Below are 13,414 nucleotides of genomic sequence, written 5' to 3' on the forward strand. Positions count from 1 at the left end.
ATGAATTAGTAAGCTGTCCAGCCACCATCAACTGCAATAACTTGTCCATTCACAAAGCTAGCCTCATCCGATCCTAGGAAGATCGCTAATTGAGCGATTTCTTCTGGCTGACCAGCCCGCGGATTGATGGATAGTCCTAGTGCTTGTCGTGCAGCTCCTGTTTGGCTCATATTTGTCATAGAAGAGGCGATATTGGTCATCACTGCTCCTGGCGCAATACCATTACAGCGAATATTTTTATCAGCATACATAAAAGCTGTATTTTTTGTTAAACCAACTACCGCATGTTTTGAAGCTGTATAAGCAGCCCCAGCCCGTGCACCATATAAGCCACCTGCAGAAATATTATTGACAAAGACACCGTGACCTTGTGCAAGGAAAATTTCGGTAGCCATACGCATAGAGCGCATAACAGCTGTTGTGTTCACTGCAAATACTTTTTCCCATCGTTCATCAGAAATTTCTCCAACTGGCTCCATACCATCCATAATACCTGCATTGTTGACTAATATATCTAATTGACCATAGTTCGTTTTTGTTTCATCAAATAAGCGTTGTAAGTCTTCTGTAGATGCGACATTGGTTTGAATGGCAAATGCTGTTCCTCCAGCCGCTTGAATACCTTCCACAACCGCTTGGGCACCCTCTAAATTTAAGTCTGAAACGGCAACCTTAGCGCCTTCTTTTGCATATCCTTCTGCAATGGCTTTCCCCATACCTGAAGCTGCACCTGTCACAATGGCTACTTTACCTTCTAATCTCATCTCAAAGACCTCCTCATAGTAATTTCTTTACTTATTGAACATCTGTTCATTAAAATCATATAATAAAAATGAAAGCGATTTCAATATGCAAAAAAACGGGATGTGTTGAGTAATCAACACATTTGGACAAACTGTTTATTAAGGAGCTGAAAAAATTGCGTACAACGGATTTACGGATTATTAAAACCAAGCAAGCTCTCCACGATGCTTTATTGACCTTGCTTAGCCAAAAGCCATTAGAGCAAATCTCCATTGCTGAAATTTGTAGAGAAGCAAAGGTCAATAGAGGAACCTTCTATTTACACTACGAGCAAAAAGAGGGGCTCTTTGAAGAATACTTTCAGGAGATAATGGAGGATTTATATCAATCCTATGAAGAACCCTATCGTGCGGTCACGACATTGAACACAAATCAATTAGATCCCAATACCATCCGTATTTTTCATCATATCGAACGCTTTAAAATGTTTTACCGTATCGTCTTTTCTAAAAATGTCCCGCTGACCTATTATTACATGCTTTTTGATGGCATTTATTCTCTGCTAAAACGAGATATTACCACACAGCACATACATCAAATGGAGGATCATATATCGATCGACTATTATAGCGCCTATCAAGCAAACGCCATCATCGGTCTCATCATCCAATGGTATCGCGGCGATTTCAGCGATAGCGTGACCATGTTAAATCAACAGCTAGCAGCTATTTTAAAGAATGTGAGAAGTAGGGGATAGAGTAAGAAGCAGTGGATAGAACGTTAGAATTGAAGGATAGAGAGAAAAGCGGCGGATAGAATGCCCGAATTTGAAGGATAGAAGAGAAGAAGTAGCGGATAGAACGCCAGAATTTGAAGGATAGAAGAGAAGAAGTAGCGGATAACCCCTCAAAGAGAAGGTCTACATCAACTTGTAGACCTTTTCTTTTCTATTAAATCATTTGTTGGCTTAAATGTGACGATCAACGTAGCAATGGCTAGTGTCACGAAGATGATGATGGCCAATGAGCTACTGTTTTGCAGGAGATTATCAGAACTACCACCAAAGATGATCGTGTAGTAGCCATCTGCTCCATAAGTGGCAGGTAGCATAGCAGCGACCTGTTTGTATCCTTCAGATAGCATGGTTTTTGGAACAAGTACACCTGATGTTACTAATTGGAGTGAGAGAGCACAAATATTAAATATCATCCCCATATTCCCAAAGGCAATCACAAATACTTGGGCCAAGCTAAGGAAAGCAAGATACATTACAGATTGGAAGAGATAAATCGACAACAGGCTTTCTTGACTATCGATATTAAAAAGGTGCATCAAACCAATTGTTATGAATGGCAATGTAAAGGCTACGCCCACATTGAGTAGCTGTCGTGCGAGAAACAATTGCCATTTTGATAGGCTTGCTTGAACGAGCTGTGCTGCTTCTTGGTGTTGCATAATCATGACCATCGCTCCCACAAAGGAGGAAATGATGACCATAAATGGGACGAAGTTTGCAGCAAATCCCTTTACATCATTGGTTTTTACAATTGTACCATCGACGGGATGGTCTTTGACATTCATTACAGTCGTTTTGACAGAGGTGGTAATTTGTTGGGCAGTGTCTTGCTCGAATGGAAGCTGAGCAAATTGTTGAGCAAAGACTGCAACCGCTTGATTTTGCTGCATTGGATAAAGGGCTTGATTGATTTCTTCTGTTAATTGCTTTGCAACACCCTCCATCATATTTTTCGCTACACTTGCATTGGCTTGATTAATCGCATAAATAATTTCAGCCTCTTTCCCTGCTTGGATTTGATTTGTAAAATCGGCTGGAATCTGCATAATCATATTAATTTTTCGTTCATTTAATGCGCTCTCAGCTTTCTTCATCGAAGAATAGTCCTCCATTGCAAAGGGGATGGAGCCTTTGATGTTATGTGCTACCTGTTGCCCCATTACAGAATCTTCCACAACAATGCCAATGCTTAACTGTTCAGCTCTTTCATTGACACCATCATAGGCAGTCATCCAGATTGTAAAGAAGATTAATTGAAAGGCAATGGTTGCAACAATGCCAATATAGGTTTCGCGAACTCGTAAAAATGCTTGTAAACCTGTCATTTTTTATTCCTCCTAAAATTAAGTAAGTACTTACTTGCATTGATTGGAAAAATTTTTTCTAGGAAACGAGTCCCCTAGAAAAAATAGCAACACTAGTTTGTAAAAGTTCTTCCGTTGGTAAGTCAGACACGATTGTTCCAAGTTGAGCACGTGACATAAAATGACCAAAATTCAAAGCGATAAGCGATAATGCTGCTGCTTCAAAATCAACTTCTCTTATTTTCCCCTGACGATGCATCTCTTGAAAATAGTGAATGAGCTCCTTTTTGATGAGGAGAGGGATATTGGCGATTTCCTCACTAATTTCAGGAAATTGAATAGATTCCTTAAAGCCGATCATGACAAAATCTTTTATCGACATTAAAAAATGAAAATGCTTCAATGAGAAATTTAATAAATCCTTTTCTAATTCCCACGTTACATTTTGATTGATCTCCTGCTGTAGAAGCGGATAATAAGAAAATTGCTCAATAATGGCTTTTAATAAACCACGTTTGTTGCCAAAGTGACGGAAAAGAGTGACCTCATTGACACCTGCTAATTCTGCAATGGTTTTGGTAGTTGCAGCTGTATAGCCTTTTTCACTAATCAATTGTAGAGCAGCTTCGATAATTCGTTGTGCAGTTCCTTTCGTTGTCAAAAACATACTTCCTTCCATGCAAGTAATTACTTACATCCTAGCATAGTGTACGAGGAACTGCAACACTATGAATGAGCGTTGACAATTATATCGACTGCTGATATATTTTTAGTATATCGACTGACGATATATTGATGGACGATATAAAGGAGGATTTGTATGACACAGGAGCATCCGCCATTAACAGAGGGCGTTTATTATATTTTATTAGCATTATATGAGGCGAGGCATGGCTATGGCATTATGCAATTGGTGGAAGAAATGAGCAATGGAAGAGTGCGCTTAGGGGCAGGAACCATATATGGTGCGATTAAAACATTGTTGGAACGAGGATGGATAGAGGCACTTGGTGGGGATGGCAGAAAGAAAGAGTATGTTATTACCGAAACTGGAAAAACAATGGTGGAATATGAAATTTTAAGATTAAGGGAACTTTTTGACAATGGTATCCGTATAACGAGAGGAGTTGAATAATATGCATAAATATCGATTGATGATTAATCCCTATGCAATAGAGAAGTGGGTCAATGACATGGCTAGTCAGGGCTGGTACTTGAAAAAATTTACATGGATTCGCTTTACGTTTGAGCGTGGAGAACCAAATAACTATGTTTATCGCCATGATGAATTAGAGCGATTCGGTACGCACTATGAAGAGGAATATCTCGAATTTCTTAAAACCTCTGGTATTGAGCAAGTAGACCGTTCTGGTAATTTTGTATTTTTTAGAAAAGCAGCACGGGAAGGTCCATTTGAGCTGTATACAGATAAAAAAACGAAAATTGGTAACCTGTCAAAAAAGATGATGCTCTTACTTTCTCTTATTCTACTTAATTTGTTCATTGGACTGATCGGTTTAATTGGCGATTTTTCGGAGCAAACAACAGACTGGGTTGGTTTCACGTTAAATACGCTGAATTTTGTGGTTGTAGCATTATTTGCCCTCCCATTCTATAAGCTTATGCGTATGCGCAATCGATTAAAGAGAGAATTAAATGTATTTTCAGATTAACGAAGCGTCTATTATTTTCCGGGAAATCAGAAAATAATGAAAAAGGAAGCATGATTTTATAGTAGGGGTGATGCAAAATGAAAAAAAGAATGTATCGTTTTTTTATTGATTACGAAAAGGAAGAACGATGGGTCAATGACATGGCAGATCGGGGGTGGAATCTTAAAAAGACAGTGGTAGGCTACTTTGTTTTTGAAAAAGGGACACCAGGTCAATATATTTATCGAAATGAATTTGTTAATAGAAAGTCGAAGGATTATTTTGAATTTTTAGATGAAATGAATATCGAGTGTGTGTCTAAGTTTGGTGGGTGGGCCTATTATCGAAAACCAAAATCGGAGGGGCCTTTTGAGATATTTTCAGATGCTTCCTCGAAAATAAACTATATTAAATCCATGAATCGCATATTTATATTTGTGTTACTGTTAAATTTAATCATTGGTATTTACAATCTATCGCTAGGTTTACAGGAATTCGCTGCAGGAGCTATGAACACAAGCGTGGGGTGCATAAATTTGATTGTAGCCTTACTGCTATTCATTCCTATAGTGAAAAATGGAAATCGTAAAAAGGGCTTGAAACAAGACTTACATATATTTGAAGGATAAGGAGGATGACAACATGACGTTACAGTTACAGCATGTTACAAAGAAGTATAAGGATTTTACAGCTGTGGATGATTTGAATTTTACCATTGAAAAGGGTGAAATTTTCGGTCTAATTGGTCAAAATGGTGCAGGGAAAACGACGACATTCCGAATGATTTTAGATTTACAGGAGACGACGGCGGGGACAATTACTTGGGATGGTAAGCCAGTTAATGCCATTAACCGAGATGTCCTTGGTTATTTACCAGAGGAGCGTGGTATCTTCCCAACAATGAAGGTAGAGGAGCAGCTTTACTTTTTTGGTGAGCTACGAGGTATGAAGCGAGCAGAGCTGAAAAAGGAAATAGATTTTTGGATTCAACGTTTTGAATTGGAAGAAAAACGTAAAGATAAGGCAGAAACATTGTCAAAAGGGAATCAGCAAAAGGTACAGCTAATTGCAAGTTTTATCCATAAACCTGCGTTTTTAATTTTAGATGAGCCGTTCAGTGGGCTAGATCCCGTCAACAAAGATTTACTAAAGGATGCTATTTTACTATTGAAAGAGCAAGGCACGACGATTTTGTTCTCCAGTCACCAAATGGATAATGTCGAGGAGCTTTGTGATCATTTGTGTTTATTAAAACGAGGTGTTTCTTTATTTTCTGGAAGCTTACTAGATTTAAAGAAACAATATGGTAAAACAAAGCTTGCAGTTCGTACGGATTGGTCAACAACACAATTATTGGCACTTGAGGGTGTCAAGGATGTGCGTGTAGAGAAGGAGCAAACAGTGCTTACATTAGTAGACGAAAGCTTTGCTCAAGGTATCTTTGAGCAGCTATCCAATGGGAAGTATATTGAAAAATTCAGCTTAGATTATTTATCATTAGATGAAATCTTTAAAGATAAGGTAGGTGGCCATGTTGTCGAAGTTTAGTTTATTAATGAAGCAATTATATAAAGCTAAAATTAAATCAAAATCCTTTATCTTAATGACTTGTTTATATGTCCTTGTCATGTCAGTGGCTGTCTTCTGGTCAGAAATTAAGGAACTATTCACAGGTGATGATGAAGCACAGCAAATCGCGATTATTAATGAAACCTCTGCTGATCTAAGTGGTATATTTGTCTCGAATGGAGATATGAACTTTATTCAGGATGAGCAAGATGTATCGACCCTTGAAAAAAGAGTAAAGGACGGCAAGCTGGATGCGATTGTGACGATTAACGATCAAAATGGTCAATTACATGCGGAAATTGCTACGTTCACACCACTGAAATTAAACGATCAATCTACATTATCATCCTTATTACAATATGCAGGACAGCACTTTGCCGTACAACAATTATCACTTTCATCTGAGCAAGCGGCACAAATTATGGCAGCTCAAACAACAATTTCAACGAAAAACTTAAATGAGGAATCAGCCGGTGGAAAAAGTGAAGAAGAAAAGCAATCAGGGCTAGTAGTTTCCTATGCGGTAGGGATTTTAATCTATTTCTTCATTTCTACATTCTTATCGATGATTACGACTGAAATAGCTTCTGAAAAAGGCTCACGCGCAATGGAAATGCTTTTAGTTAGTGTCAAACCTGGGACACATTTTAAAGCAAAAATTGCTGGAGTATTATTGCTTGCTTTAACACAGATGGGCATTATTGCGATCGTGTTCCTTATCTATGCGAAGTTTATCAAAGGTGGGATGGTTTGGGATGCAGCTGCTAGCATTGTCAAGGAATTGTCCATTGGCTATGTCGTCTATGCTATCGTATTCCTACTGTTAACAGTTATCCTGTATCTTATCATCGGTGCATTATTTGGCTCTTTAGTATCGAAAGTAGAAGAGGCAGGTCAAGTATTAATGCCTGCGATGATTATTACGATCATTGGCTTCTATGTTATGCTGACAGGCATGGGGAATCCAGATACAATTATTATTAAAATATTCTCTTATATCCCACTAACTTCTGGCATGATCATGCCAATGCGTATTGGCGCTACAGATATCGGTGGCATTGTACCATTACTTTCATTAGGAATTTTAATCGTAACGATTGTTGTCGTATACCTATTTAGTTTATCGTTCTATAAACGTAGTGTATTGACATATAGCTCTGGCGGCGTCATTCAAAAAATTAAGACGGTATTAAAGGTAACAACATAATATATTGGCAGCTACATGGATAATGTAGCTGCTTTTTTGGTGTCATGGTGCCATTGCTAGCAAACAATGTAAAGGAATTTGCGGAATCAGTCGAATTTTGGATAGAAAGAAGCTATAATTTATAAAAGGGGATGAGATGATGTTAGCTAAATCAGAGGTGGAAGCAGTCCTGAACCGATCATCAAATCAGCGTTTAGCAACAAGCGAAGAAAAAGTGCAGCTCTTTCAAAAGCTTCAACAGCTGTACCCTAATAGTAAAGAAATAGAAGAAATTCTTCACTATTGCACTGAAGTGGAAATTTTTATTAATAGTGCTCACCCTAACCAATATAGTTTGCAATATAAGCTACACCAGAATGGCTATTGTATAGCAGATTCGTATTTTTTCATCCTATAGAAAATGAAACTTTTTTACATGGTAATCGTAAGTAATTAGTAGAGATAAATTGCAGGGGGTAAAACATATGTCTGAATTCAACAATGATCTTTTAAAATCCAAGGACCCATTCGCTTCAGAAAATCCTTTATTACAGCCAAAACCACTTTTACAGCAGGCAGCTGAGCAAAAGCCAGTACTTGTATCAGAGCAAGAGCTATCACAAATCGCTCAAAATCAGCTAATGTTAAAGCAAGATCCAGAGGTTCATACACTTGCACAAAAAATTGATGTCAAAGATCAAATTGCCATGCTAGAGCTTGGTAAAGAAACAGCAAGTGGCATTTCAACTTTTTCCGATAAAATGCTCGCAACGATGAAAGCTAGTAAGCTGGAAGAATCGAGTGTGTTATTAAATAACCTGAATAAAATTATGGATAAATTCGATCCACAGGACTTTGCGGAAGAGAAAAAGGGCGGTTTCATCTCCAAGCTCTTTAACAAAGGAAAAGAGCAATTGGAAAGGTTCTTATCTAAATATGACAGCATGAATAAAGAAGTGGATGTCATTTACCGTGAAATCCAAAAATATGAAGGGGAAATGAAGCGTAATACCATTGACCTGGAAAATTTGTATGACCAAAACCTAAACTACTTCCAATCATTAAGTAAATTTGTTGCAGCTATTGAAGTGAAAACAGAAGAGGTTCGTGCGTCTTTACCAGCACTTGAACAAAAGGCTCAAAGTGGTGATCAATTGGCCGCTATGGAATATGAAACAATGCTTCGCGCTGTAGAATTATTAGAGCAACGTCGCTACGATTTAGAAATGGCGCAACAAGTATCATTCCAATCAGCTCCACAAATTCGCTTAATGCAGCAAGGGAACAATCATCTAATTGCCAAGATTAATTCTGCCTTTGTCACAACGATTCCGATCTTTAAGCAGGGGTTAATTCACGCAGTGACATTGAAGCGTCAAAAGTTGATTTCTGATTCTATGGTGGAACTAGATCGCCGTACGAATGAAATGCTTGTCCGTAATGCTGAAAATATTAGTAAGAACAGTGTGAATATCGCTCGTCAAGCTGGTAGCCCAAGTATTAAAATTGAAACCATTGAAACAACATGGCAAACAATTATGGCTGGTATTCAAGAAACGAAGCAAATTCAAGCAGAAACAGCAAGAAACCGTGAAGAAGGTCGTAAACGTATTGAGCGTTTGCAATTGGAATATGAGAAACTGAAAAAAATGTAAGGCTAAAGCTTCTTGCAGCTATTGTTGCAAGAGGCTTTTTTTATGGAAAGGGTAGGCAGATAGAGGCTCCTTCCACACAAGGGAAATGATCTTTGACAAAAAGCAAAATAGTGATTATGATAATATTAAATGAGAATGATTATCAAGTGGAAAAGGAAGCGGAAAGATGCACAAAGGTATTCGATTACATGTAATTATTCGTGGAGGAGTGAAAAATAAATGGCAAATAAAATAAATCCCTCTACATTGTCGTATGAGCCTTTTAAAGATGGAACGCTAGCTCTATACACGACAGATAGCTTAATGATTGTACCGCAAAATCGCTATCTAGAACTTTTGCATATGGAAGAGTTATATAATGCTATGTATAAAGATTTAGATAACAAGCAAAATGGTATAGAACGAGAACGAAAAATGCTAAAAAAACAAAATGCACAGCTAACAGAGGATCTACAAAAGTTAAAGCAGCAAAACACGGTTTTGCAGAAAAAGGTCACTGAATATAATTGTGTGGTGGAGGAGATGAAGGTGCTCCGTCAACAAAATACAGATCTTCTCATTGAACTAAGTAAATATACAGCGATGTCAAGAGAGTCATTGACAGGGCCCTTGAAGTCGATGATTCGAGATATGCGTGAGCAAGGGGTTGGAATTAAAGAAATCCATATTCGCATCAAGCGCCAAATCAATCCAGAGATTAGCTATAGTATTGTACGCAAGTATATTTCTGAGCTAGAGTCGGAACAGAAAGGTTAACAGCTTTTAAAAGGAACTAGAAATTTGGCATTTACAGCAGCTACTCAAAGTCCTATAATGAGTCTATTCTTTAACTAGTTTAAGATTATAGGAAATCGTTAACCGATTTCAGTAAGAGTAGGAGCGTTAATATCATGTCAAATGAGAAAAAAGGAGTTTTGGCTGCCTTTTTTGCCTATGCCTTTTGGGGAGCATTCCCTCTATATTGGAAATTACTTGAGCATGTACCAAGTATGGAGATTTTATTATCCCGTGTCATTTGGTCCTTTGTCTTTACGGTGCTGGCAGTGATCGTATTTAGAATGCGTCAGGATCTCATAGCAGATTTAAAATATTTATGGTCACATCAAAAGCATTTCTGGCAGCTTGCAGGTGCGTCCTTTGTCATTTCAATGAACTGGTATTTATATATTTGGGCAGTGACGCATAATCATCTCATTGAAACGAGCTTAGGCTATTACATTAATCCGCTTTTGTCTGTAATTTTTGGGGTGATTTTCTTTAAAGAATCGCTGAGTCGTGCACAATGGGTAGCGACAGGGATTGCATTTATTGCGGTGATTATTTTAACAATCAATTACGGCTCAGTACCTTGGGTAGCTTTATTGATTGCGCTATCTTTCGCTATTTATGGTGTGCTAAAAAAGAAAATTACACTGGATGCTACAAGAGGGCTAGCCATTGAAACGTTATTGATTTTACCCTTTGCATTAGGCTATTATGTCTATCTTTTCGCTACACATCAAGCCTCGTTTTTACATGTCGATGTTAAAACAGATATTTTGATGATCTTTAGTGGTTTAGTAACAGCCGTCCCGCTTATTTTATTTGCGAAGGGAGCACAAAATATTCCTTTATATTTACTAGGATTTATCCAATATGTATCGCCAACTATTGTCTTGATTTTAGGCATCGTGCTTTACAAAGAGCCATTTAGTCAAGTTGAGCTCCTTGCATTCAGCATTATTTGGGCAGCTTTACTTTTATTCTCTGGTTCGAAAATTATAGAAACAAGAAAAGCCCATCATAAATCAGTTTCGTAAAAGACTTGTAGATTTTTCTACAGGTCTTTTTTATGTAACTTTTACCACTTCGCTTTGTAATGCACAAAACTTTTTTATTCCTTATCGGATTGGGCTACTGAATTGCCTGCTATTTTGTTTAATCGTATCTTAAAGATCGATAAAATTCATCCACTAATATGGTAAAAAATATAACTATTAAAATCGCTAGAGCGAATGGGAGAACGATTACGATGGCTGCTGAATTTTTCAGTTCATGCTTTTGCCTTCTAAAGAATAGCCAATTAATAATGGTAGCCATTATAAGTGCACTGAGCGGGATGAGGCTAACAATAGAGTCTTTTTTGATAGATTTGACAAAAATAGGAGAAAACTTTTGAAGGTAGGTACCTTTACTTTCCTGTTAGCATATAGTAAAATGTCAATAATTAGATAACAATGATCAATTAATGAGAGGTGCTTTTTGTGAGTGCGGTAGGTTCTAACTAGGTAAAAATTGAATGAAATAGTGGCGATGACGACAGCAGGGGATACATGTTATGAACACCCCTTATTTTGTCATGGACCTATTTCAACAACCTATGTAGATACCTACAATACTTTATTAAGCGTGGCATATAGGATGAAACTTCAATTAGCTGAAGTTTTATTTGTGATGCCAGGAAAACGCGCCTTTTAAAGATAGAGCTGTGGGGATTCCTCGCAGCTTTTTTATGTTGTTTAAACCATCATTGCTATCTATTTATTGGGTAGGTATCTTCATGTATGATAAAACATAACAATGAGGAGCAAAAAGAAATGAATAATACTACACTTGAAAAATTACAATATCATGAATTAAAGGACATCGTTAAATCCTACTGTGTCAGCGGGTTAGGAAAACAGCTTTTAGATAAATTAATGCCCAGCTCAAACTTAGCAGTGGTAAAAAATCGGTTGAATGAAACAACAGAAGCTCGTGCAATATTGGATGCAGAGGGGCATGTTCCGTTTTTAGGGGTATCAAATATTGAGCATATCATGACGAAGCTTGAGAAGGGGATGCTTCTAGATCCCAGTGAGCTAGTGAGTATCTCCGATTTTTTACGGGGCTGCCGCAACATCAAAAAATTTATGTTAGATAAGACATTTTTTGCGCCTGTTCTTTCCTCTTACGCTCATTCTATGGCTGAATTTAAAAGCGTGGAGGAGGAGATTAATTTTGCGATCAAAGCCAATCGTGTAGATTCGGCTGCTAGTCGTGAATTAAAACGCATCCGACATCATATGGAAACGACAGAGGAAAAAATTAAAGAACGTTTAACGAAATTTTTAAATAACAGTGCCAATAAACCGTATATTCAGGAATTTTTTATTAGTCAAAAGGATGATCGCTATACGATTCCGATTAAGGCGACCTATAAAAATCATGTACAGGGAACGGTCGTTGAAATTTCCTCAAAAGGGGCAACCGTTTTTATGGAGCCAAGTGTTATCGCTAAATTAAATGTAGAATTAGCTACCTTAAAGGCTGAGGAAGCCGTAGAGGAATATCAGATTTTAGCGTCTTTATCAGGGCTACTGATGGAACATCTTCATGCAATCACCATTAACATGGAGTTGATTAGTCAATACGATATGGTTTTTGCCAAAGCAAAGTTCAGTAGACAAATTGGTGGTAGGGAGCCGCGTATAAATGATTTCGGTTATATTCAACTGATCAATGGTAAGCATCCATTACTACCAGGAAATGCGGTACCCCTTCAATTTTCCATTGCAAAAGACTACCGTAGCTTAATTATTACAGGTCCAAACGCTGGTGGGAAAACAGTTGTGTTGAAAACCATTGGCCTTTTAACATTAGCTACGATGTCGGGCTTCCATATTGTAGCGGACGAAGGAACGGAAATGGCTGTATTTGATCATATCTTTGTTGATATTGGCGATAATCAAAGTATAGAGAATGCACTTAGTACGTTTTCTTCTCATATGAAAAATCTTTCAGATATTATGAGAGCTGCTAATAATCATACACTCTTACTGTTTGATGAAATTGGCAGTGGAACAGAACCAAATGAAGGAGCTGCACTAGCCATTGCGATATTAGAAGAATTTTATCAAATGGGCTGTATAACTGTGGCAACTACACATTATGGTGAAATTAAACGATTTTCTGAAATGCATCCTGATTTTATGAATGCGGCAATGCGCTTCCATGCTGAAACATTAGAGCCTTTGTACCAATTACTCATCGGCACCTCTGGAGAAAGCAATGCCTTATGGATTTCTAAAAAAATGAATGTCCGCGAAACTGTTTTACAAAGAGCAAAGGATTATATAAATAATAAAGAATATCAGCTGACGCTCGTTCAGGATAGTAAAATTCGAAAGCCTAAAGAAGAGAAAAAAAGCTTGGCAGCAGCGTATACATTTGCCAAAGGGGATCGTGTGAAATTATTGGACTATGATGATGTGGGATTGGTATATGAAGAAATGAATCCGTACAATAATGTCAGCGTATTCTATCAGGGGCAAATACTAGAGGTGAATGTAAAGCGGCTTGCCCTTGAATTACCTGCAACAGAATTATACCCTGAAGGATATGATTTAGAGACATTATTTGTAGACTATCAGGATCGGAAGCTTCAGCATGATATCGAACGTGGTTCGAAAAAAGCGTTACGCAAGATCCATAAACAAATAAAGAGTGATCGTCAGCAATAAAAACAAGGGATTGCACAGCCTCGTGCA

Annotated in this window: 14 protein-coding genes; 11 read left to right on the top strand and 3 right to left on the bottom strand. The window is 37.7% G+C overall.

Translation table 11 applies throughout. The features are described from left to right. Positions 1-5: 5 nt before the first annotated feature. Entirely contained in the window at positions 6-764 is a 759-nt protein-coding gene (locus tag PSR12_RS08335) for an SDR family oxidoreductase (RefSeq protein WP_048390161.1), read from the bottom strand. A 155-nt stretch (positions 765-919) separates the two neighbouring features. Here PSR12_RS08335 and PSR12_RS08340 point away from each other — a divergent pair, with 155 nt between their 5' ends. After that, the gene (locus PSR12_RS08340; protein WP_274772603.1) at positions 920-1,501 is read left to right on the top strand and encodes a TetR/AcrR family transcriptional regulator; all 582 of its coding nucleotides are present in this window, start codon (positions 920-922) and stop codon (positions 1,499-1,501) included. A gap of 167 nt (positions 1,502-1,668) precedes the next feature. Here the strand turns inward: PSR12_RS08340 and PSR12_RS08345 are convergent, their stop codons facing one another. Then, positions 1,669-2,865 (bottom strand): YhgE/Pip domain-containing protein, encoded by a 1,197-nt coding sequence (locus PSR12_RS08345; RefSeq protein ID WP_257521821.1) that lies wholly within the window; start codon positions 2,863-2,865, stop codon positions 1,669-1,671. 58 nt (positions 2,866-2,923) lie between these two features. After that, a complete protein-coding gene (locus PSR12_RS08350) occupies positions 2,924-3,511 on the bottom strand; it encodes a TetR/AcrR family transcriptional regulator (RefSeq protein ID WP_009374223.1) in 588 nt (195 codons plus the stop codon). A 153-nt stretch (positions 3,512-3,664) separates the two neighbouring features. On the opposite strand from PSR12_RS08350, the gene PSR12_RS08355 reads away from it, so the two are divergent. The 10 genes from PSR12_RS08355 (at position 3,665) to PSR12_RS08400 (ending at position 13,387) form a co-directional block, all read left to right on the top strand. Beyond that, complete coding sequence (locus PSR12_RS08355; RefSeq protein ID WP_257521822.1) at positions 3,665-3,979, top strand: PadR family transcriptional regulator; 315 nt, start codon at positions 3,665-3,667, stop codon at positions 3,977-3,979. Between the two features lies 1 nt (position 3,980). After that, positions 3,981-4,517, top strand: coding sequence for a DUF2812 domain-containing protein (locus PSR12_RS08360; protein WP_274772606.1), 537 nt, complete (start codon positions 3,981-3,983; stop codon positions 4,515-4,517). Positions 4,518-4,594: 77 nt separating this feature from the next. Next, positions 4,595-5,125 (top strand): DUF2812 domain-containing protein, encoded by a 531-nt coding sequence (locus tag PSR12_RS08365; protein ID WP_274772608.1) that lies wholly within the window; start codon positions 4,595-4,597, stop codon positions 5,123-5,125. A gap of 13 nt (positions 5,126-5,138) precedes the next feature. Continuing rightward, entirely contained in the window at positions 5,139-6,044 is a 906-nt protein-coding gene (locus PSR12_RS08370) for an ABC transporter ATP-binding protein (protein ID WP_257521825.1), read from the top strand. Continuing rightward, a complete protein-coding gene (locus PSR12_RS08375; RefSeq protein WP_221680782.1) occupies positions 6,028-7,272 on the top strand; it encodes an ABC transporter permease in 1,245 nt (414 codons plus the stop codon). The genes PSR12_RS08370 and PSR12_RS08375 overlap by 17 nt, the downstream gene beginning before the upstream one ends. A gap of 139 nt (positions 7,273-7,411) precedes the next feature. Next, the gene (locus PSR12_RS08380; RefSeq protein WP_274772611.1) at positions 7,412-7,669 is read left to right on the top strand and encodes a hypothetical protein; all 258 of its coding nucleotides are present in this window, start codon (positions 7,412-7,414) and stop codon (positions 7,667-7,669) included. Positions 7,670-7,736: 67 nt separating this feature from the next. Further along, complete coding sequence (locus PSR12_RS08385) at positions 7,737-8,906, top strand: toxic anion resistance protein (protein WP_274772613.1); 1,170 nt, start codon at positions 7,737-7,739, stop codon at positions 8,904-8,906. 219 nt (positions 8,907-9,125) lie between these two features. After that, on the top strand, positions 9,126-9,662 hold the full coding sequence (locus PSR12_RS08390; RefSeq protein WP_274772615.1) for a hypothetical protein: 537 nt from the start codon (positions 9,126-9,128) through the stop codon (positions 9,660-9,662). A 134-nt stretch (positions 9,663-9,796) separates the two neighbouring features. Beyond that, positions 9,797-10,705 (top strand): EamA family transporter RarD, encoded by a 909-nt coding sequence (gene rarD, locus PSR12_RS08395; protein ID WP_274772617.1) that lies wholly within the window; start codon positions 9,797-9,799, stop codon positions 10,703-10,705. 777 nt (positions 10,706-11,482) lie between these two features. Then, a complete protein-coding gene (locus PSR12_RS08400; protein ID WP_274772619.1) occupies positions 11,483-13,387 on the top strand; it encodes an endonuclease MutS2 in 1,905 nt (634 codons plus the stop codon). Positions 13,388-13,414 lie beyond the last annotated feature (27 nt).

It is taken from the genome of Lysinibacillus sp. G01H, assembly GCF_028872195.1.
GTDB classification, from domain to species: domain Bacteria; phylum Bacillota; class Bacilli; order Bacillales_A; family Planococcaceae; genus Lysinibacillus; species Lysinibacillus capsici.

Bases quoted from the DNA above. Each gene is read 5' to 3' on its own strand.
- PSR12_RS08360 (WP_274772606.1), top strand. From the start codon at position 3,981: ATGCATAAATATCGATTGATGATTAATCCCTATGCAATAGAGAAGTGG.
- PSR12_RS08385 (WP_274772613.1), top strand. From the start codon at position 7,737: ATGTCTGAATTCAACAATGATCTTTTAAAATCCAAGGACCCATTCGCT.
- PSR12_RS08380 (WP_274772611.1), top strand. From the start codon at position 7,412: ATGTTAGCTAAATCAGAGGTGGAAGCAGTCCTGAACCGATCATCAAAT.
- rarD (WP_274772617.1), top strand. From the start codon at position 9,797: ATGTCAAATGAGAAAAAAGGAGTTTTGGCTGCCTTTTTTGCCTATGCC.
- PSR12_RS08365 (WP_274772608.1), top strand. From the start codon at position 4,595: ATGAAAAAAAGAATGTATCGTTTTTTTATTGATTACGAAAAGGAAGAA.
- PSR12_RS08400 (WP_274772619.1), top strand. From the start codon at position 11,483: ATGAATAATACTACACTTGAAAAATTACAATATCATGAATTAAAGGAC.
- PSR12_RS08390 (WP_274772615.1), top strand. From the start codon at position 9,126: ATGGCAAATAAAATAAATCCCTCTACATTGTCGTATGAGCCTTTTAAA.
- PSR12_RS08335 (WP_048390161.1), bottom strand. From the start codon at position 764: ATGAGATTAGAAGGTAAAGTAGCCATTGTGACAGGTGCAGCTTCAGGT.
- PSR12_RS08355 (WP_257521822.1), top strand. From the start codon at position 3,665: ATGACACAGGAGCATCCGCCATTAACAGAGGGCGTTTATTATATTTTA.
- PSR12_RS08375 (WP_221680782.1), top strand. From the start codon at position 6,028: ATGTTGTCGAAGTTTAGTTTATTAATGAAGCAATTATATAAAGCTAAA.
- PSR12_RS08345 (WP_257521821.1), bottom strand. From the start codon at position 2,865: ATGACAGGTTTACAAGCATTTTTACGAGTTCGCGAAACCTATATTGGC.
- PSR12_RS08350 (WP_009374223.1), bottom strand. From the start codon at position 3,511: ATGTTTTTGACAACGAAAGGAACTGCACAACGAATTATCGAAGCTGCT.
- PSR12_RS08370 (WP_257521825.1), top strand. From the start codon at position 5,139: ATGACGTTACAGTTACAGCATGTTACAAAGAAGTATAAGGATTTTACA.